The sequence below is a fragment of the Pseudoxanthomonas sp. J31 genome, from assembly GCF_000510725.1.
GTDB lineage: Bacteria > Pseudomonadota > Gammaproteobacteria > Xanthomonadales > Xanthomonadaceae > Pseudoxanthomonas.
The window spans coordinates 1-17,956 of sequence record NZ_AZNZ01000004.1 but is presented as its reverse complement, the minus strand read 5'-3'; the positions used below and the strand labels follow the sequence as shown (position 1 = coordinate 17,956).

Genomic DNA, 17,956 nt, shown 5'->3' with positions numbered 1-17,956 from the left:
GAAAGCCATACCCGAAATCGACGCCCGAATAGTTCTCGATGGCTACGCGACAGACCTCCACGTCGGGTGGCGTGAAGATCGAGTCATACCCTGCATTCGTCCACAAGTGGCCAGGGGTTCCTTTATAGACGGCCGAGTAGGGGACCCAAACGAGCATCGCCACCATGCCCAGCATCCCTATCGCCAAGAACGTCCGCTGTGCTCGATTCAACTCTCACCCCCTAATTGAAAGACGACGCCGAACCACATTCCGAGAATAGAATTTCGGCCGTCGTAAGCCAATGGCCGGGGCGGACGACGGTAGTTCAGGGCGCCCCCCCGGGAGCAAGCGCACGCGTGTTCGCGTTGCATGATTGACCGAGGCCCGGATTGCGGCCTTTGGCCTTGGCCGGGGCTACGCACCTGCCCCTGTATCGGCTACTAACGGGGTCAGGTTCACTTCTGACGGTTTCGTGGCTCGGGTGTGCGAAGCGCAGCCGGGGGATTGAGTAGCCTCGTGGCCGAGGCCCCGGATGCGCCCTTCGGGCTTATCCGGCTACGAGCGCCTCGCGCTAGGCGCCGCAGGTGCACGTCCTAGTCCGCTTCGGCCGCCGCCTCGCGGCCTTGCTGGCGGATCAGCGCTTCCTCGCGGGCATCGTTGATGGCGTGGCGTACGCCGTCGATGTCGGGGATGGATTCGTCGTGCTCGAAGTGGCCGGTCAGCTCGGTGTCCGGGTGCAGCTCGCCGGCCTCGAACAGGGCCCACATCTCCTCGCCGTACCAGGTGTCCAGCAGCTCGGGAGCCGAGGTGCCGAGATACGCGGTGATGTTGTTGACGTCGCGCAGCAGCATGGTACGGGCGGCGTTGTTGCCGGCGGCGCTGACCACCTGGGGAAAGTCGATCACCACCGGGCCATCGGCGCCGACCAGCACGTTGTAGGGCGACAGATCGCCGTGGACCAGGCCGCTGCAGAGCATCCTCAGGATCTGCCGCACCAGAAAGCGGTGGTAGTCCCGCGCCTGCGCGGCTGAGAGCGCGACCTCGCCCAGGCGCGGGGCGGAACTGCCCTCGGCATCGGCGACCAGCTCCATCACCAGCACGCCGTGGACGTAGCCATGCGGCTCGGGCACGCGCACGCCGGCGTCGCGCAACTGGTACAGCGCATCGACCTCGGTGTTCTTCCAGGCCGTTTCCTGCTGCTTGCGCCCGTACTTCGTGGCCTTGCCGATCGCGCGGGCCTCGCGGCTGCCGCGGACCTTGCGGCCTTCCTGGTACTGCACGCGCTGCTGGAAGCTACGCTGGGCCATGTCCTTGTAGACCTTGGCGCAGCGGATCTCGTCGCCTGCGCGGACCACGTACACCGAGGCCTCCTTGCCGCTCTTGAGCGGGCGCAGCACGGCGTCGATCACGCCGTCGTCGATCAGCGCCTGCAGTGCGGCGGGAGTTCTCATGGCACCTCGTAAACAGTGATCGGGCGAGGGCCGTGGACCGGCGCCGGCGCGCGCGAGCGATACACTGCGCGCCCCCCGACCCCATGGCGTGCCGTTCATGTCCAACCCGATCCGACTGGCCCGACGCGTGGCCGAGCTGGCCCGATGCTCGCGCAGCGAGGCCGAGCAGTACATCGAGGGTGGCTGGGTGGAGGTCGATGGCCAGGTGGTGGAACTGCCCGGCCATATGGTCACCGACGAGGTGGTGGAGATCGTTGCCGGCGCCCGTCCGCAGCCGATCGAACCGGCAACCTTCCTGCTGCACAAGCCGGCCGGCGTGGACCTGCACGCCGCGGCCGGCGCGATCGCTGACCTGCTGCCGCCGGCCAACCGCTGGGACGGCGACACCACCGGCATCCGCATGCTGCGCAAGAACTTCCAGCGGCTGGCCTCGCTGGTGCCGCTGGAGCCGGAAGCCAGCGGCCTGGTGGTGCTGAGCCAGGACGGGCGCGTGCGTCGCCGGCTGGTGGAGGACATCGCCACCATCGAGCAGGAGTTCGTTGTCGAGGTCGAGGGTTTGCTGGAGCCCTGGGGCCTGTCCCGCCTTGGCCACGGCCTGTCCTACGAAGGCCGCCCCCTGCCGCCATGCAAGGTCAGCTGGCAGAACGAGACCCGCCTGCGCTTCGCGATCAACGGCCCGCGCCCCGGCCAGCTGCGCCACATGTGCGCCCAGGTCGGCCTGCAGGTGGTCTCGATCCGCCGCCTGCGCATCGGCCGCATCGCCCTGGCCAAGATGCCGGTTGGCGCCTGGCGCTACCTGCCGGTGGGCGGGAAGTTCTGACCTACGTAGCCCGGGTAGGCGAAGCGCACCCGCGACGGGATGGCCGGGAATGCCGGATGCGTCGCGTGTGCGGCCCCCCGGATGCGGCCTGCGGCCTTGACCGGGCTACACAGGCCAATCGCGCCCTGGGGTGGCCGGGCCATGGCGACGGCCCGGGCCTGGTTGCACTTCAGGGGCGCGATTGCCTGTTTACCGGCTGGCCTGCAGCCGCAGGTCGATGCACTGGTAGTAGATGTCGTCCGCATCCTCGGCCGCCGGGTCGTAGGGCGCCTTCCCGGCCTCGGTCATCAGCTGGATGATCTGCAGGGTGCAGTTCTCGCATTCGACGTCGGGCAGCTTGAGCTGGAGCGAGTAGGGCTTGCCGTTCTCGGCCACGTCGTGGCGGCCGAAGTCGTCCACCAGCACGGTGGCGTTGTTGTAGAAGTCGCCGTCGCCGCAGTGGGGCTCGCCTTCGGCGCAGCTGCGGCCGGCCGGGGCGATGCGCGCGGGATTCACGAAGTCGTCGTCGCCATCGTTGTCGAAGGCGATGCGGAAGTAGCCGGGATGGGCCACGTATTCGACCCAGGACACGGTGATGGTCTCGCCGGGGGCATAGGTATAGACGTGCTCGCCGCGCTCGCCGTCCGGGCGTCCGCAGGGCGCGGACTTGATCTCGCCCGGCCCGTAGCGCGACTGGTGGGTGTCGGCGAAGTCCACGGCGAAATGGGCGTGGGCAGGGCCGGCGCCCAGGCCCAGCAGGAGCAGCAGGCAGGCGGAAGCTCGGCGGCGCATGGGCAAGGCTCCTTCGGCGGTCGTGCCCCGGACATTACACAAATCGCCCCGCCCCAAGGCGGTTGATTGCGCGCGAAACCGCACCGCGCACCGGACGGTGGCGGATGGTGCCTGGCGGAGATGGCCGGCCCCCGCCGGCCGGAGCGCGTGGACCGGCTAGGCGCCGTTGGCCTGCGAGGCCGCCAGCAGCAGCAGGTAGTTGCCCAGGTTGTAGGCGACATGGAACGCCAGCGAGGCGGCAATGCCCACCCTCAGGTAGGCGATCGCGGCGAGCGCGGCAAACACCAAGACCGATACCGGGCGCTCCGGATGCAGCAGGGCGAAGGCCGCGCCGGAGATGGCAACGGCCAGCAGCGCCGGGAACCGGCGGGAACGCCAGATCGCGAACAGACGGAAGAACACTTCTTCCACGAAGGGCGCGGCGATGGAGGAAAGCAGGATGGCGGAGGCCAGGAAGCGGGCATCCAGCCGCCATCCCGAGATCCGCGACGCGTCCACGCCGGAAACGGCGAAGTACGCCAGGTGGAACGCGACGCCGGCCAAGGCCCAGCAAAGCACTTCGATCCACCCGGACCGCGCGCGCGTGGCCTGCGTGCGCAGGAACTCGCGGGCTCCCGCCGAGCCAAGGCACAGGCCAGACAGCAGGACCACGGTGGCGAGCGCCATCAGCAGCCGCCCATCCACGCCCAGGCGGACGGAAAGCAGGTGCGATGCCAGGAGCAGTGCGACGTAGCCTAGGGCGGCGGCGATCGCCCTGCCGGCGGCCGCCCTGGTTTCGTGGACCATGAACTCTGCCCGAGCGCCGGAAAGGCGGATCTCCGCGAGGATATCCGCCCTCCCGGCATGCGTCACTCAGAACCAGCCGGCAACCGTCTCGATCGCCTGCGAGGTCGCATCCACCGCGGCTTCGTACCAGTTCTGGATGCCGTTGCTGATGTCGTTCGCGAGGTTTCCGTACTCGGATTGCGCGCAGGGCACGATGTCCGCCGGACGCGCCGGCGGGCAGCCGTCCGTACCACCCACTGCCAACAGCAGTTCCTTCTCGCTCAAAGACCGCATTGACCCTCTCCTCTGTCTGGCACCCTGCTCGGGACGGGCGGCGCCGGGTGCCGCATGCGCCACCGCGCGGACTCCGATCCCGGGACGCACGCGCCCGTGCCGGCGGCGATGCAATCGCCCGGTCGCAACGCGTTTCCCGGATGGGCGCTCCGAACTCAGTCCCCGTAGCGCCTGATCGAAAGTCCTCGTGGATCGTCCCGCCCGGCGCGATCGGGTTCAACCCGGTGCAGTGGCACAGTCCGGTTGCACTGCCTTTCGTGCCGCGGGGGGCAAGGGATGTGCATGGCATGCAAGCCCATCTGTACAGGCTGGTGCAATTATTGGTTGCGGGTGGGAGGGCTTGCAGGCGAAGGGATGGCGCGCCGCGGACGGCCGCGCCCGGACCGGTGACGCAGGCCGGCCGGCAATGGCAGGATGGCGCGTTTTTTTCAACCAGGGGAGTTTCGATGCGTATCAGGGGAAGGTATGTGGCCGGGCTGTTCCTGTCGGTGCTGGCGGCCGGCTGTGCGCCGGCGGAGCAGGCGACCGCGGAGGTGGCTCCGGCCGCGGTGGGCGAGACCGCGCCGGCGGAAGCGGCCAGCGAGGCCACCGAAGCGCCCGCGGCAGCCGAAGCGGCGCAGCCGGCGGCGATGGCCACGGCGAAGACCCGGGCCTGCATGATTGCAGGCGAGTTCGAGATCATGGGCCAGCGCATCCGTTCGCGCGATTGCCTGCAGGCCGGCGCGGACGTCCCGGAGGACATGCACCGGCAGATGTGCGAGTCGCTGGCGCAGGGCTCGGCCCAGATCGGCACCGGCAAGGCCGGCGAGGTCGCCTACATGGACGCCTGCCCCAGCCCCAACCAGGGCAGCTGCAAGGGCATGTTCGGCCAGCCCTCGATCCACGCCTTCTACTACGAGCGCAGCAGCGAGGACCTGGCCACGCTCCCGGCCAGCTGCCAGATGGCCGGCGGCACCTGGGAAGGCTGAGCGCCGGAGCGCGCGACTGCGTGCCGTGGGCGCCATGCACACGGCATCGCGGCGACGGGCAATGGCCTGGTCGATCGATCCGGCAGGCCCGATGCGGCAACCAGGCCAGGACTGATAGTCCTGGCCTTTTGCCTTGGCGCCGGGGTCGTGGTGCACCATCGGCCGCATCCGTCAATCGGCTACTGGCGGCGGGGGCGACGCACTACAATGCGCGCCCCCGTTTTCCCCCGCAGTGCATGGACATCGTCGTACTCGAAGAGCTCAAGGCCTACATCGATCCGCTGACCAACGACGAGTACGAGGCACTGGAGCGCAGCCTGCTGGCCGAAGGCTGCCGCGATTCGCTGGTGCTGTGGGGCAACATCCTGGTCGACGGCCACAACCGCTACGGCATCTGCCAGAAGCACGGCATCCCGTTCAACACCGTGCAGAACACGCGCTTCCAGTCGATGGAGGACGTGCACCTGTGGATGATCGAGCAGCACCTGGGCCGCCGCAGCGTGTCCGACTACCAGCGCGGCGTGCTGGCGCTGCGCAAGCGCGAGATCCTGGCCCGCCGCCTGCAGGCGCAGCGCGAGGCCGAGCTGGAGGCGCTGCGTGCCGCCCAGGCCGCCGCTGCCGCCGCCGAAGCGGCCGAGGCCGAAGCCGCCGAGGCGGCGGCCGCGCTGAAGGCTAAGCCGGAGTCCGACGACCTGCCGCCCTGGGATCCGGTGCCGGTCAGCCGTGCCGAACTGGCGCGCGAGGCCAAGCTCAGCCCGAATCAGGTGGCGATGATCGAGCGCATCCACACCCAGGCCGCGCCGGAGGTGGTGGAGGCGCTGAAGGCCGGCGAGATCTCCATCAGCGCCGCCGCCGCGGTGGCCAGCCTGCCGGTGGAGGAACAGCGCAGCGCCGCCCAGGGCGGCAAGGCCGAGCTGCGCCAGGCGGCAAGACGCGCGCGCGAGGCGAAGAAGCGTCCGCGCCAGGAACCGGTGCCCGCCGCCGCCGAGGGCGGCGAGGACGCCCCCGAGGCCGCGGCCGAGCCGGACGTCCGGACCCTGCAGCGCCGCGTCGCCCAGCTGGAGCGGGAGAACGAGCAGCTGCGCGCCCAGGTGCAGACCCTGCAGAACCAGCTGCTGCGCATGCGCGAGGCGAACGCGCAGGGTTGAAGACAGGGTTGCCCTGGGACAAAGTCGGCCCACCGCGGGTGCGCCAGCGGGGTGCCCCGCGACCGTTTGAGCCACTCTTCCAGGGGGGAAACCCATGCTTGCTTCCTTCGGCCATGGTGCCAGCCTGTTTGGCGGCCTGCTTGGCGTGTTCGTACTGGCGTTCCTGTGCGTGCTTGCGATCCTGTGGTTCGTGCTGCCGTTTGCCGTGTTCGGGATCAAGGGGCGGCTGGACACCCTGATCAGCCTGCAGCGCCAGCAGACCGACCAGATCGCCTCGCTACGCGCCGACCTGCTGCGCATGCAGGCCGACATGCCCGGGGAATGACGCCGGGCCCGCTGCCGGCATGACTTCCGGCGCGCGCGCCAGGTGCGCGCTTGCCGCATGCTGCCGCCCTCGCCACGACTACAGGGGGTAGGGCATGCGTCTTCTGCTGGCAGCGGTACTGGGCCTGGCATCCACGGTGGCCACGGCTGCGCCGCGCCCGGCCGAGGTGGCCGTGCTCTCCACCCTGCACCGCCTGCACGCGCAGGTGCCGGCGTATACCCAGGAGGTGCTGGCCGAAAGCATCCGCCGCCTGGACGCGGACGTGCTGTGCATCGAGGTGAATCCGGACAAGTACACCCAGCGTGCCCCGGAGTCCACCAAGGTCGAGTACCCGGAAACCATCTACCCGCTGATCGACGCCGGCCACTACAAGGTCTACCCGATGGAGCCGGAGAACCCGCTGTACGACCAGATCGGCGGCGCCTACATGGCCTCGTTCCAGGCCTTCGCGTCCGGCCAGCCGGAGGCTTCGGCCGCGTTCTCGGCCTATGGCCAGGCGATCTACGCCGCGCTGCGCCACTACTGGACCAGTCCGGCGCGGGTCAACGACGCGGTCACCGACCAGCAGCTGCGCGCCAAGCACGCGCTGCAGGAAGGCCTGGTCGGCGAGGGCGAGCGCGCCGGCTGGCAGGCCTGGAACCGCCACTTCCTCGAGGTGGTCGTGCGCGCGGCCGCGGAGAACCCGGGCAAGCGCATCGTGGTCCTGGTCGGCGCCGAGCACGGCTACTGGCTGCGCGAACACCTGGCCGCCCAGCCCAACCTCCGCCTGCTCGACACCGCGGCGCTGCTGGCCGACTGAGCCGGGCAGCCCCGGGAGCGAACGCGCGGACGCGCAGCCCGTAAGCGAAGCGCACCGCGCCGCCGCGGTGCGGCTTGGCCCATGGGCCGATACCTGGCTTGCAGGCAACTGATACTTGCGTTGACGCTTGCGCAGGGCCCAACGCAATCTCCTACCGATGCGCGTATCACAGAGATCCGGGCTATCCGGAACCCGGGCGCAGGGAAGTGCGCCACACTTCACAGGAGAAAGCGCGATGCGTGAACTGCAGGAGCTTGAAGTGGCGAGTGTGAGCGGCAGCGGCGAAGGCGGTGCTGCCATCGGTGGCATCGTCGGTGGTATCGCTGGCCGCTACGGTGGTGTCACCGCCGGCGCGGCGATCGGTGGAGCGATCGGCAGCGTGATCCCGGGCGTGGGCACCGTGGCCGGCGGCCTGATCGGCGCGACGGTCGGCCTGATCCATGGATCGCTTATCGGCGGCGCGGTCGGCGGCTACGCCGGTTCGAAGATCCAGGATGCGCTCATGCAGAAGTGATTCCTGCGCGCCCTCTCCGCCGCGGCGGGGAGGGCGCGTACCTCCGGAGGAGGATCGATGCAGTTGCGCGAAGGCTTCAAGCTGGGCGCGAGGATCGAGGCGGTGGCCCTGTCATTCGTGGTCCTGTACATCCTGCTGTTTGAGCAGGATCTGGCGCCGCGGTTTGTGCGTGGGTACCTGCTTGGCTTCGTGACCATGGGAGCGGTGATCTACCTGCTCGCCCGCCCGGACGAGGACGGCACGCTGGGGGCCTGGCGTGCCAACCGCAATTTCATGGTCTTCCTGTCCGGATTGCCCTGCCTGGTGTTGCTTGGCCTGGTCTCCCAGCAGGTTCCGTACGAGGAATACGCCTGGCTGGTTGTGGTGCTCGGCGGCTGGATGGGAAACCGGATCGGCTGGTTGCTGAAAACACGCAGACGCAATGCCTGAGTTTCCGCCCTGTCGGACAACAGTCCGGGGGGCAACCACATGGCCCGAACAAGCAAGGTCAGCGGATGCCCGGCTTTCGCCGGCACGACGGTGCTTGCGCTTCATGCAACGCGGCAGCCCCGGGGGAGCCGCAGGGAGGCGTCCACACTTCGGGGCCGCGGGCCGCGACCGGACCTGGTCGCACCCAGGGTGCGCGAGGCCACGGACGCGGCCTTCGGCCTTGTCCGGGCTACCGGGTCGCCAGCGGCCGCGCGTGCTGGACGAGGGTGACCAGCAACTTGCCCGGTTCCTCGGCCAGGATCTCGTGGGCCGAGTGCTCGAACCACTCGAAGTGCTTGTACGGCGCCTGCACGCGCCCGAACCACTCGTAGGCGACCTGCGAGTTGACGCTGCGGTCGTGGCGGCCGGCGAGGATGATCAGCGGGCAGCCCAGACGCGTCTGCCCGCCCAGGTCCACGGACAGCACGTCGCTGAGCAGGAACTCCTGCGACCAGCCGTTGGCCTCGTACGCGCGCGCGGCTTCCGCGTCGCTGTACTCCGGCGCCAGGCGCACGGCGATGCCGTCGACCTGGCCCTGGCGCCAGGCCATCACCCCGCCGTAGTAGTCCGACCACTTCCGTTCAAGCGCGATCTTCGCCAGCGGGATCGGCTCGCCTTCGCGCGCGTACGGCGCGATCGATTCCAGCTCGGCGACGGCGCCGGCATTGCCGTCGCGGCGTGCCTGCTCCAGCGCATAGGCATAGCCGCGGCGCTCGCTCTCCGGGCTGTCGATGGCCTGGCCCATGCCGATGTAGGCATGCAGCCACTCCGGCCGGCGCAGCGCGAATTCCAGGCCCACGTAGCTGCCCCACGAGGTGCCCAGCAGGAACACCTTGTCCTGGGCGAACTCGCGGCGCAGCCAGGCCACCAGCTCCTCGGTGTCGTCGACGAAGCGTTGCGGGCGCATGCTCGGCGCGACCCGGGCCGGGTCGTTGGCCAGGTGGGTCTTGCCGGCGCCGCGCTGGTCCCAGTGGACCACGGTGAAGTACTCCTCCCGCCCGCGCGTGGCCCACCAGGCAATGCCGGAGGTGGGGAAGCCCGGGCCACCGTGCACCACCAGCAGCACCGGGTTGGCGCGGTCCTGGCCGCGGATGGAGACGAACTGGTCGATGCCGCCGATGCGCACGTACTCGTAGCGCTCCACGCCCTGCGGGGCCACGATCCGGCGCAGTTCGCGGATCACGCCCACCGCCTCGGCGCGGGCGCTGGCAGGCGGCTCCTGTGCCGGGGCGGGCGGGGCCAGGGCCAGCGTGGCCAGTGCAACCGCAAACAGTCGGATCGTCCACATGCGCCGGTCCTCGTCGGGGAAGGGGACGTGTAGCGGCCACTGTACCGGCATGCGGCGGCCGTTGGCCCGGCCAGACCCCGGGGCGGCCTCCGGCCTTGCCCGGGCTACCTGCGGGCGCGGGAGAGCAGGGCGTTGAGCGCGATCGCGCCGAAGGTGGCGGTGCCGATGCCGCCCAGGGCGAACTCGCCGAACTTCAGGGTGAACTCGCCGGTGCCCAGGATCAGGGTGATCGCGGCCACGATCAGGTTCTTCGTGTCGGAGAAGTCCACCCGGTTGTCCACCCAGATGCGCGCGCCGGCGACGGCGATGAGGCCGAACACCACGATCGACACGCCGCCCATCACCGGCAGCGGGATGGCCTGGATCAGGGCGCCGAACTTGGGCGAGAAGCCCAGGAGGATGGCGATGGCCGCCGCGCACACGAACACCGCGGTCGAGTAGATGCGGGTCGCGGCCATCACCCCGATGTTCTCGGCGTAGGTGGTCACGCCGGTGCCGCCGGCCGCGCCGGAGACCATGGTTGCCACGCCGTCGCCGATGAAGGCGCGGCCCATGTAGCGGTCCAGGTTGCGCCCGGTCATCGCGGTCACCGCCTTGATGTGGCCCAGGTTCTCGGCCACCAGGATGATCACCACCGGCACGATCAGGGTGATCGCGCGGGTGTCGAACACCGGCGCATGCAGCGTGGGCAGGCCGAACCACGGCGCCGCGGCCACCGCGGCCATGTCCACCGGCTTGCCCAGGCCCAGGCCGTTGGTCAGCGCGGCGTAGACCAGGCTGGCCAGCAGCAGGCCGACCAGGATCAGCAGCCGCTGCAGCATGCCGCGGGTAAACACCGCCACCAGCGCCACGCACAGGAAGGTCACCGCCTGCATCCACGCGTCGAAGTTGGAGGCCGCCATGTTCCTGATCGGGATCGAGGCCAGGTTGAGGCCGATCACCGCCACCACCGCGCCGGTCACCACCGGCGGCATCAGCCGCTCGATCCAGCCGGTGCCGGCCACGTGCACCAGCACGCCCACCAGCGCGTACACCAGGCCGCAGGCGATGATCCCGCCCAGCGCCAGGCCGATGTTGGCGTTGGCGCCGTGGCTGGCCACGTAGCCGGTGGCCACGTTGACCACCCCGATGAAGGCGAACGAAGAGCCGAGGTAGCTGGGCACCTTGCCGCCGGTGACCAGGAAGAAGATGAGCGTGCCGATGCCGCTCATCAGCACCGCCAGGTTCGGATCGAAGCCCATCAGGATCGGCGCCAGCACGGTCGAGCCGAACATGGCGATCACGTGCTGCACGCCCATCAGCCCGGTCTGGCCCCAGGGCAGGCGCTCGTCCGGCGCGATCACGCCGCCGCCGCGCAGCACGGCCGGCGACTTCGCGGTCCAGGAGAACATGCCCATCTTCGCTACCCCCCATGGCTGGTCCGGGCGATCTTAGAGGCCCGGGCCGGACGATGGAAAATCCGCCGCGCCGGTGCCGGGCTACTGAAACCAATGCCGCATGCGATGCTTGGCCCGTGCCGCCGTGAGGGGTGGCGGCCCCGGCCCCGGAATGCGCGCGCCGCGCATGGGGCCGGCCCCATGCCCGGGCGCCGCCCGGGACCCAGGCTGCAGGAAGGACCGCCGCAGCGACGCCTGGCGCCGCACGCATGGTGCGCGCCGGCGCCGACAGCACGCCCGCGGACAGGCCGCGGTGCGGTGGCAGGCATCGCGCGGTCGGTGGCCCTGCGGCCGACGGAGGCAGGATGGACAGGCAAGGAACGACGCAAACGCCAGGCAGGAGCCCGGCATTGGCCTGGTTGCTGCTGGCCACGGTATTGCTGGCGGTGGTGGCTGCGCTGTGCTGGCCGCAGGCGGCGGTGCGCCTGCTCGGCGGCGGCCGCTACGTATTGCACGAACTGCCGCCAACCGGTTTCAGCGCCGAGGAGCCCACGCCGGCGGCCAGCGAGGCCGCGCGGGTGGAGGAAACGCGGCCGCTGCCGCGGCTCATCGCCCAGGCCGACTGGTCCGAACCGCCGCCGCCGGACGCCAGGCTGGCCGTGGCCGACGCGCGGCAGCGGCAGACCAAGCCACCGGCGCTGCCGAAGCCGCCGCAGATCCCGGTGCCACCGCCCGGGCAGGCGGGGCTGGTGATGCTGCTGCGCTCGGACGTGCTCAGGCCGGCGGCGCCGGCGGAGCTGGCGCGCTGGAAGCGACGGCATGCGGCCAGTGCCGGCCGGCCCGCCTCGCGCGAGCTGGACCAGCAGCTGGGCCGCATGCCGGCCTACACCATCCAGGGCGAGATGCACTTCCCGGCCGACCTGACCGGCGCGCACGCGGTGGTGTTCCTGCTCGGCGAGAAGGTGCCGTATCCGCAGGGTTCGCCGGGGCATTCGGTGGTGCTGGACCTATCCAGCGGCAGCTGCATCGGCGCGCCCTGCCACGGCCTGCTCGGCGAGTAGCGCTCAGTCCTCGACCGGATCGGCCTGCGGGCCGAGGGAGGCGACGAAGGCGCGCATCCGTTCCAGCTGCTCCGGCGGATGGCCGATCCAGCCGTGCACCTCGGCCAGCACCCGCAGCGGATGCGCGGTGCGGAACGAGCGGGTCGGATTGCCGGGGAACTTGCGGTCGGTGAGGTTGGGATCGTCCTCCAGCGGACCGGTCGGCTCGACGATGTACACCCGGCCCGGGCCTTCGCCCACCGCCAGCTCCGCGCCCCAGATCGCCGACTCCAGCCTGGCCGACAGGTACACGTAGCGCGATGGCCGTCGGGTGCCGTAGTTGGATGGGTAGCCGGGCACGAGGGTGTCGCCGGGCTGCAGGTTGGCGCGGGTGCCGTGGTAGTAGATCGGCGCTTGCAGCATCGCATCCTCCAGGGGGCCGTCGCGGGAAGGGCGGCGATCCTGCCCCGCGCGGCGGGCGTTGCCGCAAGTCCCCCATCGGGATATAACGTTGGAACGGGAAGCGCGGTGCGCTTCCCGTTGTTGTTTCCGGGTCGCGCCGCGGGCACGCGCATCCAGTCCGTCATCCAGCGGAGGAACGGCATGGGCATCGAGTGGACGCAGTCGACCGAACGCGTGGACTGGGACGCGCTGTCGGAGCTGTACCGGATCGCGCCGCTGGGCAACAAGAGCGCCGACTGGCTGCGCACCGCCTATGGCAACAGCATGTTCAAGTGCCTGGCTTTCGAGGATGGCGAGGTGGTCGCCGCCGGCCGCGCGGTGGCCGATGGCGTGGACTGCGCCTACCTGTGCGACATCGTGGTCCATCCGCGGCGCCAGGGCGCCGGCCTCGGCGGGCAGCTGCTGCAGCGCCTGCTCGGGCTGTGCCGCGGACACCGCAAGATCATCCTGTACGCGGTGCCCGGCCGCGAAGCGTTCTATGCCCGCTTCGGATTCCGCCGCATGACCACGGCGATGGCGGTCTTCGCCGATCCGGAGCGCGCGCACGCGGACGGCTACATCGAGTGAGGATGCCGGACAGGTTGCGCGAAGGTGCATGCAGCGGCACCGGGCCGCTTACAGGGAGACCGGGATGTTCCGCATCGCCTTGCTGGCCGCGTTCCTTCCCATGGCCGCGCTGGCCGCCGACGAAGCGCCGCGCGCCACCCATGCCGGGATCGAGTTCCTGTGGAAGCTGCATCCGCCGGAGGCGATTGCGCGCCAGCCGACCCTGGGCTTCGTGGCCGACGGCAGGCACGAGCATGCGGTGTGCGTGTTCGCGTTGCCGGCCGAGGCCCGGCCCGCGGGGCTCGTCATCGAGGGCGTCGATCCGTCCGGCCGGGTGGCGGTGCCCAGGAAGATGCGGAGTTCGGTGGCGACAAGCGTTGCTACCGCGTCGACCTGGACGACGGCGCGCCAGGTATCTGGACCTGGCGCGCCTATCTCGACGGCAATCCCGAACCGCTGGGCGAAGCCCGCATCGAGGTCGCGGCCACCCTGGAGCAGGCGGCCTTCCATGCACCCTCTTCCGTGCCCTACGTGCTGGGCCGGCCCAACTACGATGCCTCCATCCCGCCGGAGCAGTTCATCGGACGGCTGGTGTGGCTGATCCACGTCGATCCGGATGGCAAGGTCACCAATGTCGAGATCGAGGTGGCCGAAGGCGTGGGCGAACGCATGAAGGACCGCGCCATCGCCGCCGGCTACCTGTCCCTGTTCCCGCCCGATCCCGCGCGTTCCGCCGGCTTCACCTACCGGCGCGAACTGGAGTTCAGGCCGGACTGACCGGCGGCTAGCACCACGGCGCGCTACCCTTGCGCGGCCCATGCGGAGGGATACGCCATGCGTCGATGCCGTCCTGCGTTGCTTGCCTGCCTGCTGGCGTTGCCGGCCTTTGCCGCGCCACCGGCCGCGGCGGAACAGGCGCCGCGGCGCTACGAGCTGACCGCCGATTCGCTGCGCCACGCCGAGGTGCCGCAGGGCCGGCTGGAAGGGCCGTTCGAGTTCCACAGCCGCATCATCCCCGGCACCGTGCGCCGCTACTGGGTGCACGTGCCGGCGGGCTACGACGGCAGCGGACCGGCCAACCTGCTGGTGTTCCACGACGGCCACCGCGCGATCAATCCCGGCGGTTCGCTGCGGGTGCCGGACGTGCTCGACAACCTGGTCCACCGCGGCGACATCCCGCCGACCATTGGCGTGTTCGTCACCCCGGGCCATCGCGCGCGGCACTGGCCGGAGGCGATCGGCTACGCGAACCCGGACAACCGCGCGCAGGAATACGACGCGCTGGACGATGCCTACGCGCGCATGCTGGTGGACGAGCTGCTGCCGCAGGTCCAGCGCCGCTACCGCATCAGCGACGATCCGGCGCGGCGCGCGATCGGCGGCACCAGCAGCGGGGCCATCGCCGCGTTCACCGTGGCCTGGCACCGGCTGCAGGCGTTTGCCAACGTCATCAGTTTCATCGGCAGCTATGTCTCGATTGGCTACCGCCCCGCGGCCGCAGGCCAGCCGCTGGTGCCCGGCGGCGACCTGTACCCCACCCTGGTCCGCAAGAGTCCGGTGCGTCCGCTGCGCATCTTCCTGCAGGACGGACGCAACGACCTGGACAACGAGCACGGCAACTGGTTCCTCGCCAACCAGCAGATGCTGGCCGCATTGCACTGGGCCAATGCCGAGGCCGGCCGCAATGGCGATGCGGGGCCGCGCTATACGGTGGCGCACGTGTGGGGCGAGGGCGGGCACTCGGACGACCACGGCGGGCGCCTGCTGCCGGACGTGCTGCGCTGGCTGTGGAAGCCCGGGGCGCCTGCGCCGGTCGACAGGTAGGCGCAGCCGCTGGTGCAGACCGCTGCGTATGGTCGTGCGCGGCGGACAATGATCGCAACGAAAGGCGTGCACGCGCGCAATCGCGGCGTAAAGTGTGCGCGCCGGGGCGCTCCCCGGTAGTCCCGGCGTGATCGCGCTGCGGTACTTGACGCGACACGCAGGGCGAGCGGCCAGGCGTGGTCCGGAGAGGGGGATGTGGACACGGAATGGCCACCCGGCGCCGCACGGCGCCATCCACTGAGGAGGGAACCATGAAGCGTCAAGCAGTTCTTGCAGGTGCAGTGATATCCCTGTTGCCGCTGCTCGCGTTCGCGCAGGCCAACCCGTTGAAGGACCTGCTCGTGGTGCGCGGCACCGCGTCGGTCGCCTACGAACGGGCGGTGGGCAAGCGCACCGAGTTCAACGAGCTTTCCGAGCATGGCGCGCAGTCGGGCGTCGCGGTGGAGCTGGTGGACGACGGCGGCTCCGGCCATGGCGAGAAGATCCTCGCCGGCTACCTGGAAGGGCTGCGCAAGGTGCTGCCCAAGTCCGACCTGCGCAGTGCGTGGCCGGCGGGCGAAACGCCGCGCTACCAGGCGCGGATCGGCATCAAGACCGAGGAGGGCCGGCCCGGCGAGGACAGCAAGCTGATCATGGGCGCGATGGGTGCCACCTGCCAGGAGCAGGAGGGCATGCTCAAGTGCGAGGAGGTCGACCACGCGCCCAATGCCATGGGCCGCGCCGGCGGCACCTGGATCAATCCCAAGGTCACGACGATGATCCGCCTGTACCGGTTCAACCCGGACGAGCCCTCGGCCGCGCCGGTGGTGGTGTCGGAGGACGTGTACTCGGTGTCCTACGTGGAAAGCGAGTGCTCCGACCCCGGCTCGGCCGCGGCCACGGTCGCACGCATGATTGGCGAGCGGGCCACGACCGGACGCCCGTTCAACATCGATTTCCCGACCAGCAGCCGCGCGCTGAACTGCAACCCGCGCAAGTGAGCGTGGCCGGCCCGTCCCGCATCGCGGGGCGGGCCGGAGGCCGGGGCATGCGCCTCCGTGGCCGCGGTTCACGTCCTCCCCGGCGCCGTGTTGCGAAGCTGCGGGCATGGACGCGCCAATCCTCTACCTCGTGTTCCTGGAGCCGGATCCCGGTGCCGAAGCGCTCGGGTCCGCGCTGCAGCCGCTGGCCTGCGGCCTGTACCTGGCCGCGAGCACGCGCACCCGCTCGCAGCTCTACCACGCGCTGAAACGCCGCGCGCAACCGCGGCGCCTGCTGGTGGCACCACTGGCCGATGCCCCGAAGTTCAAGGGCATGGCGCCGGGCGCGCTGGCCTGGTTGCGCACCGCAGCCGGCAGGGCCATGCCGCGCGGCGCCGCGTAGCCGCGGGCGGCTCAGCCGCGCAGCGAAGCCTGCAGCGCCGAGGCCAGCGCGGCGTCGCCGCTGACCAGGTCGGTCCAGGCCAGTTCCAGGCCCTTGCGCTTGCCCTTGGGCACCAGCTTCAGGCCCTCGGGGCTGATGGTGAGGGTGTAGGCCTCGCCGCCGATGTCCAGTTCGCGGCGGATCGGTTTGTCCAGCGGCGTCATGCGTGGCTCCTCCTGCGGCACGGGCGCCGGCGTCCGGCGCAGCGGCCAGCATGCCTGTCCCGCGGTCGGGTTTCCGTGGAAAACTCGGGGGCCACGCCCCGGGCATGGAGCCGTGCGCATGGATGCCGAACGCAATCCCTACCTGGCCCCCGCCAGCGGGCCACCGGCGCCGCAGGCCGCTGTGGCAGCGCGGTTGCGCCAGGCGGTGGGCTGCTACGTGGCCGCCTACGTGCTGGAGCTGCCGACATGGGTCGCGCTGGCGCTGGAGGCGCCCGCGGACAGGCGGCTGGCGTACGCCATCTCCACCGCCTGCCTGCTGCTGGGCATGGGCCTGTTCGTGGCCTGGATCGCGCGGCTGCTGCTGCAGGGCAGCTGGCGCGCGCGCCGCTGGGTGCTGGCCTGGACGGTGGTGGAGGCCGGCCTGCTGGCGTACACCCTGTGGCCGCCGCTGGCGCCGGACGCGGAGCTGGCCCTGGAACTGGCCCGGGTCCTGGTGCGCATCGCCGCCGGCGTGCTGCTGGTGCTGCCGGGCATGGGCGGGCGTTTCCGGCTGCCGGCCGATCCGCGCAGCTGACAATCCCCCCGTGCGCCGGGGTATCCTCCGCGCCGGGGACGCGGCGCAATGCCGGCGGTCCCCTCGCATCGTCCACGGTGGCAGGGAGCCACCACATCACAGGGGGGGGTAAGCATGTTGGACAAGGCCAAGACGCGCCTGCTGGGCGCGGTGCTGGTACTGGCTTCTCCGCTGCTGGCGGCCGAGGCTTCGGCTGAGCGCATCAGCGGCAGGGAGGCGTTGGCGGTGATGCGCGCGATGGACCTGTCGCCGGAACTGGGCACCGATTCGCATGGCGATCCGCAGATCGAGTTCATGATCGAGGGCCTGCATGCGCGGCTGAACTTCTACGACTGCAAGAAGCAGGACGGCCGCTGCGGCTCGCTGCAGCTGGAGACCGCGCTGGACCTGGAGGACGGCACCTCGCTGCGGGCCGCCAACGAGTTCAACCAGAAGTACCGCTACGTGCGCCTGTACCTGGACCACGAGATGGACCCGTACCTGCAGTTCGACTTCGAGGTCCTGCACACCGACGCCAAGAGCCACCTGGAAAGCCAGATCGAGCTGTACGGGAAGCTCCTGCGCGATTTCAAGGACGCGATGGGCTACTACTGAGCCGGCGCCCCGCCGCGTGCCGCGCGCCTTGCGGTGGGCGGCGGCGCGGGGCGGGGCCACCGCCGCGCCGGCAACCGGCGTGGCCGTGTTTCTCCGCCGGACCATGCTCCCGCCTGCGCAAGGCCACGGACGCCCGGTGAAGTTTCCCGGACGTGCTGTCACGTATGCATAAGCTCCCCTCGGCAAAGTAGCTCCACCGGCAGCGCACCCGCGCCGGGATTCCCCCCATCCCTGGAGCACTGTCATGGACAACCGCACTTCCGCCGTTTCCCGCACCGCCAACTACGTCACCACCCGCGATGGCGTGCAGCTGTACTACAAGGACTGGGGCCCGAAGGACGGCCCGGTCGTCACCTTCAGCCACGGCTGGCCGCTGAGTTCGGA

24 protein-coding genes and 1 pseudogene are annotated in these 17,956 nt (G+C 70.5%); 16 read left to right on the top strand and 9 right to left on the bottom strand.

All coding sequences use genetic code 11. The features are described from left to right. Positions 1-573: 573 nt before the first annotated feature. Positions 574-1,431 (bottom strand): PA4780 family RIO1-like protein kinase, encoded by an 858-nt coding sequence (locus PSEJ31_RS0107380; RefSeq protein ID WP_028915082.1) that lies wholly within the window; start codon positions 1,429-1,431, stop codon positions 574-576. A 97-nt stretch (positions 1,432-1,528) separates the two neighbouring features. On the opposite strand from PSEJ31_RS0107380, the gene PSEJ31_RS0107375 reads away from it, so the two are divergent. Next, positions 1,529-2,251, top strand: coding sequence for an rRNA pseudouridine synthase (locus tag PSEJ31_RS0107375; protein WP_028915081.1), 723 nt, complete (start codon positions 1,529-1,531; stop codon positions 2,249-2,251). Positions 2,252-2,440: 189 nt separating this feature from the next. Here the strand turns inward: PSEJ31_RS0107375 and PSEJ31_RS0107370 are convergent, their stop codons facing one another. The 3 genes from PSEJ31_RS0107370 to PSEJ31_RS0107360 all read right to left on the bottom strand — a co-directional run bounded on the left by PSEJ31_RS0107370 (position 2,441) and on the right by PSEJ31_RS0107360 (position 4,072). Then, positions 2,441-3,022 (bottom strand): SCE4755 family polysaccharide monooxygenase-like protein, encoded by a 582-nt coding sequence (locus PSEJ31_RS0107370; protein WP_028915080.1) that lies wholly within the window; start codon positions 3,020-3,022, stop codon positions 2,441-2,443. A gap of 156 nt (positions 3,023-3,178) precedes the next feature. Continuing rightward, entirely contained in the window at positions 3,179-3,808 is a 630-nt protein-coding gene (locus PSEJ31_RS0107365) for a CPBP family intramembrane glutamic endopeptidase (RefSeq protein ID WP_019397124.1), read from the bottom strand. 66 nt (positions 3,809-3,874) lie between these two features. Beyond that, a complete protein-coding gene (locus PSEJ31_RS0107360) occupies positions 3,875-4,072 on the bottom strand; it encodes a hypothetical protein (protein WP_019397125.1) in 198 nt (65 codons plus the stop codon). Between the two features lie 455 nt (positions 4,073-4,527). On the opposite strand from PSEJ31_RS0107360, the gene PSEJ31_RS0107355 reads away from it, so the two are divergent. The 6 genes from PSEJ31_RS0107355 to PSEJ31_RS0107330 all read left to right on the top strand — a co-directional run bounded on the left by PSEJ31_RS0107355 (position 4,528) and on the right by PSEJ31_RS0107330 (position 8,264). Next, the gene (locus PSEJ31_RS0107355; protein ID WP_037034759.1) at positions 4,528-5,049 is read left to right on the top strand and encodes a hypothetical protein; all 522 of its coding nucleotides are present in this window, start codon (positions 4,528-4,530) and stop codon (positions 5,047-5,049) included. Between the two features lie 236 nt (positions 5,050-5,285). Then, complete coding sequence (locus PSEJ31_RS0107350) at positions 5,286-6,197, top strand: hypothetical protein (protein ID WP_028915078.1); 912 nt, start codon at positions 5,286-5,288, stop codon at positions 6,195-6,197. Between the two features lie 94 nt (positions 6,198-6,291). Beyond that, complete coding sequence (locus PSEJ31_RS15830) at positions 6,292-6,522, top strand: hypothetical protein (protein ID WP_037034757.1); 231 nt, start codon at positions 6,292-6,294, stop codon at positions 6,520-6,522. Between the two features lie 94 nt (positions 6,523-6,616). Continuing rightward, the gene (locus tag PSEJ31_RS0107340; RefSeq protein WP_156924934.1) at positions 6,617-7,321 is read left to right on the top strand and encodes a hypothetical protein; all 705 of its coding nucleotides are present in this window, start codon (positions 6,617-6,619) and stop codon (positions 7,319-7,321) included. 235 nt (positions 7,322-7,556) lie between these two features. Further along, a complete protein-coding gene (locus tag PSEJ31_RS0107335; protein ID WP_028915076.1) occupies positions 7,557-7,835 on the top strand; it encodes a hypothetical protein in 279 nt (92 codons plus the stop codon). Positions 7,836-7,892: 57 nt separating this feature from the next. Continuing rightward, positions 7,893-8,264 carry a hypothetical protein gene (locus tag PSEJ31_RS0107330; RefSeq protein ID WP_028915075.1) on the top strand — a complete coding sequence of 124 codons (372 nt, stop codon included), beginning with the start codon at positions 7,893-7,895 and terminating at the stop codon, positions 8,262-8,264. Between the two features lie 229 nt (positions 8,265-8,493). On the opposite strand, the gene PSEJ31_RS0107325 is transcribed toward PSEJ31_RS0107330, so the two are convergent. Then, positions 8,494-9,591: an alpha/beta hydrolase gene (locus tag PSEJ31_RS0107325; RefSeq protein ID WP_028915074.1), complete on the bottom strand. Its 1,098-nt coding sequence runs from the start codon at positions 9,589-9,591 to the stop codon at positions 8,494-8,496. A gap of 104 nt (positions 9,592-9,695) precedes the next feature. Continuing rightward, positions 9,696-10,982: a solute carrier family 23 protein gene (locus PSEJ31_RS0107320; protein WP_232210999.1), complete on the bottom strand. Its 1,287-nt coding sequence runs from the start codon at positions 10,980-10,982 to the stop codon at positions 9,696-9,698. Positions 10,983-11,377: 395 nt separating this feature from the next. On the opposite strand from PSEJ31_RS0107320, the gene PSEJ31_RS16895 reads away from it, so the two are divergent. Further along, positions 11,378-12,028, top strand: a complete 651-nt coding sequence (locus PSEJ31_RS16895; RefSeq protein WP_147208201.1) for a hypothetical protein — start codon at positions 11,378-11,380, stop codon at positions 12,026-12,028. A 3-nt stretch (positions 12,029-12,031) separates the two neighbouring features. Here PSEJ31_RS16895 and arr read toward each other — a convergent pair whose 3' ends face one another. After that, on the bottom strand, positions 12,032-12,430 hold the full coding sequence (gene arr, locus PSEJ31_RS0107310; RefSeq protein ID WP_037034751.1) for an NAD(+)--rifampin ADP-ribosyltransferase: 399 nt from the start codon (positions 12,428-12,430) through the stop codon (positions 12,032-12,034). 180 nt (positions 12,431-12,610) lie between these two features. Here arr and PSEJ31_RS0107305 point away from each other — a divergent pair, with 180 nt between their 5' ends. Further along, on the top strand, positions 12,611-13,036 hold the full coding sequence (locus PSEJ31_RS0107305; RefSeq protein WP_019397132.1) for a GNAT family N-acetyltransferase: 426 nt from the start codon (positions 12,611-12,613) through the stop codon (positions 13,034-13,036). A gap of 48 nt (positions 13,037-13,084) precedes the next feature. Here PSEJ31_RS0107305 and PSEJ31_RS0107300 read toward each other — a convergent pair whose 3' ends face one another. Continuing rightward, positions 13,085-13,525: a hypothetical protein gene (locus tag PSEJ31_RS0107300; protein ID WP_028915072.1), complete on the bottom strand. Its 441-nt coding sequence runs from the start codon at positions 13,523-13,525 to the stop codon at positions 13,085-13,087. Between the two features lie 12 nt (positions 13,526-13,537). Here PSEJ31_RS0107300 and PSEJ31_RS15820 point away from each other — a divergent pair, with 12 nt between their 5' ends. The 4 genes from PSEJ31_RS15820 to PSEJ31_RS0107280 all read left to right on the top strand — a co-directional run bounded on the left by PSEJ31_RS15820 (position 13,538) and on the right by PSEJ31_RS0107280 (position 16,201). After that, entirely contained in the window at positions 13,538-13,792 is a 255-nt protein-coding gene (locus tag PSEJ31_RS15820; protein WP_037034749.1) for a hypothetical protein, read from the top strand. Positions 13,793-13,849: 57 nt separating this feature from the next. After that, the gene (locus PSEJ31_RS0107290) at positions 13,850-14,839 is read left to right on the top strand and encodes an alpha/beta hydrolase-fold protein (RefSeq protein ID WP_051403689.1); all 990 of its coding nucleotides are present in this window, start codon (positions 13,850-13,852) and stop codon (positions 14,837-14,839) included. Positions 14,840-15,120: 281 nt separating this feature from the next. Next, entirely contained in the window at positions 15,121-15,819 is a 699-nt protein-coding gene (locus PSEJ31_RS0107285; RefSeq protein ID WP_232210998.1) for a hypothetical protein, read from the top strand. A 106-nt stretch (positions 15,820-15,925) separates the two neighbouring features. Beyond that, the gene (locus tag PSEJ31_RS0107280; RefSeq protein WP_019397844.1) at positions 15,926-16,201 is read left to right on the top strand and encodes a hypothetical protein; all 276 of its coding nucleotides are present in this window, start codon (positions 15,926-15,928) and stop codon (positions 16,199-16,201) included. A gap of 11 nt (positions 16,202-16,212) precedes the next feature. On the opposite strand, the gene PSEJ31_RS0107275 is transcribed toward PSEJ31_RS0107280, so the two are convergent. Further along, positions 16,213-16,404, bottom strand: a complete 192-nt coding sequence (locus PSEJ31_RS0107275; protein WP_028915070.1) for a hypothetical protein — start codon at positions 16,402-16,404, stop codon at positions 16,213-16,215. Between the two features lie 118 nt (positions 16,405-16,522). Between PSEJ31_RS0107275 and PSEJ31_RS0107270 the strand changes: the two genes are divergently transcribed. The 3 genes and pseudogenes from PSEJ31_RS0107270 to PSEJ31_RS16890 all read left to right on the top strand — a co-directional run. Beyond that, positions 16,523-16,978 carry a hypothetical protein gene (locus PSEJ31_RS0107270; protein WP_019397842.1) on the top strand — a complete coding sequence of 152 codons (456 nt, stop codon included), beginning with the start codon at positions 16,523-16,525 and terminating at the stop codon, positions 16,976-16,978. Positions 16,979-17,092: 114 nt separating this feature from the next. Continuing rightward, positions 17,093-17,572 carry a YbjN domain-containing protein gene (locus PSEJ31_RS0107265; protein ID WP_019397841.1) on the top strand — a complete coding sequence of 160 codons (480 nt, stop codon included), beginning with the start codon at positions 17,093-17,095 and terminating at the stop codon, positions 17,570-17,572. Positions 17,573-17,816: 244 nt separating this feature from the next. Then, positions 17,817-17,956 (top strand): annotated as a pseudogene (locus tag PSEJ31_RS16890) (alpha/beta hydrolase); the annotation flags it as partial.

What these genes read in the sequence shown, in the direction of transcription:
- PSEJ31_RS0107380 (WP_028915082.1), bottom strand. Translation starts at nt 1,431, where the DNA reads ATGAGAACTCCCGCCGCACTGCAGGCGCTGATCGACGACGGCGTGATC.
- PSEJ31_RS0107375 (WP_028915081.1), top strand. Translation starts at nt 1,529, where the DNA reads ATGTCCAACCCGATCCGACTGGCCCGACGCGTGGCCGAGCTGGCCCGA.
- PSEJ31_RS0107370 (WP_028915080.1), bottom strand. Translation starts at nt 3,022, where the DNA reads ATGCGCCGCCGAGCTTCCGCCTGCCTGCTGCTCCTGCTGGGCCTGGGC.
- PSEJ31_RS0107365 (WP_019397124.1), bottom strand. Translation starts at nt 3,808, where the DNA reads ATGGTCCACGAAACCAGGGCGGCCGCCGGCAGGGCGATCGCCGCCGCC.
- PSEJ31_RS0107355 (WP_037034759.1), top strand. Translation starts at nt 4,528, where the DNA reads ATGCGTATCAGGGGAAGGTATGTGGCCGGGCTGTTCCTGTCGGTGCTG.
- PSEJ31_RS0107350 (WP_028915078.1), top strand. Translation starts at nt 5,286, where the DNA reads ATGGACATCGTCGTACTCGAAGAGCTCAAGGCCTACATCGATCCGCTG.
- PSEJ31_RS15830 (WP_037034757.1), top strand. Translation starts at nt 6,292, where the DNA reads ATGCTTGCTTCCTTCGGCCATGGTGCCAGCCTGTTTGGCGGCCTGCTT.
- PSEJ31_RS0107340 (WP_156924934.1), top strand. Translation starts at nt 6,617, where the DNA reads ATGCGTCTTCTGCTGGCAGCGGTACTGGGCCTGGCATCCACGGTGGCC.
- PSEJ31_RS0107335 (WP_028915076.1), top strand. Translation starts at nt 7,557, where the DNA reads ATGCGTGAACTGCAGGAGCTTGAAGTGGCGAGTGTGAGCGGCAGCGGC.
- PSEJ31_RS0107330 (WP_028915075.1), top strand. Translation starts at nt 7,893, where the DNA reads ATGCAGTTGCGCGAAGGCTTCAAGCTGGGCGCGAGGATCGAGGCGGTG.
- PSEJ31_RS0107325 (WP_028915074.1), bottom strand. Translation starts at nt 9,591, where the DNA reads ATGTGGACGATCCGACTGTTTGCGGTTGCACTGGCCACGCTGGCCCTG.
- PSEJ31_RS0107320 (WP_232210999.1), bottom strand. Translation starts at nt 10,982, where the DNA reads ATGTTCTCCTGGACCGCGAAGTCGCCGGCCGTGCTGCGCGGCGGCGGC.
- arr (WP_037034751.1), bottom strand. Translation starts at nt 12,430, where the DNA reads ATGCTGCAAGCGCCGATCTACTACCACGGCACCCGCGCCAACCTGCAG.
- PSEJ31_RS0107305 (WP_019397132.1), top strand. Translation starts at nt 12,611, where the DNA reads ATGGGCATCGAGTGGACGCAGTCGACCGAACGCGTGGACTGGGACGCG.
- PSEJ31_RS0107300 (WP_028915072.1), bottom strand. Translation starts at nt 13,525, where the DNA reads ATGGAAGGCCGCCTGCTCCAGGGTGGCCGCGACCTCGATGCGGGCTTC.
- PSEJ31_RS0107290 (WP_051403689.1), top strand. Translation starts at nt 13,850, where the DNA reads ATGCGTCGATGCCGTCCTGCGTTGCTTGCCTGCCTGCTGGCGTTGCCG.
- PSEJ31_RS0107280 (WP_019397844.1), top strand. Translation starts at nt 15,926, where the DNA reads ATGGACGCGCCAATCCTCTACCTCGTGTTCCTGGAGCCGGATCCCGGT.
- PSEJ31_RS0107275 (WP_028915070.1), bottom strand. Translation starts at nt 16,404, where the DNA reads ATGACGCCGCTGGACAAACCGATCCGCCGCGAACTGGACATCGGCGGC.
- PSEJ31_RS0107270 (WP_019397842.1), top strand. Translation starts at nt 16,523, where the DNA reads ATGGATGCCGAACGCAATCCCTACCTGGCCCCCGCCAGCGGGCCACCG.
- PSEJ31_RS0107265 (WP_019397841.1), top strand. Translation starts at nt 17,093, where the DNA reads ATGTTGGACAAGGCCAAGACGCGCCTGCTGGGCGCGGTGCTGGTACTG.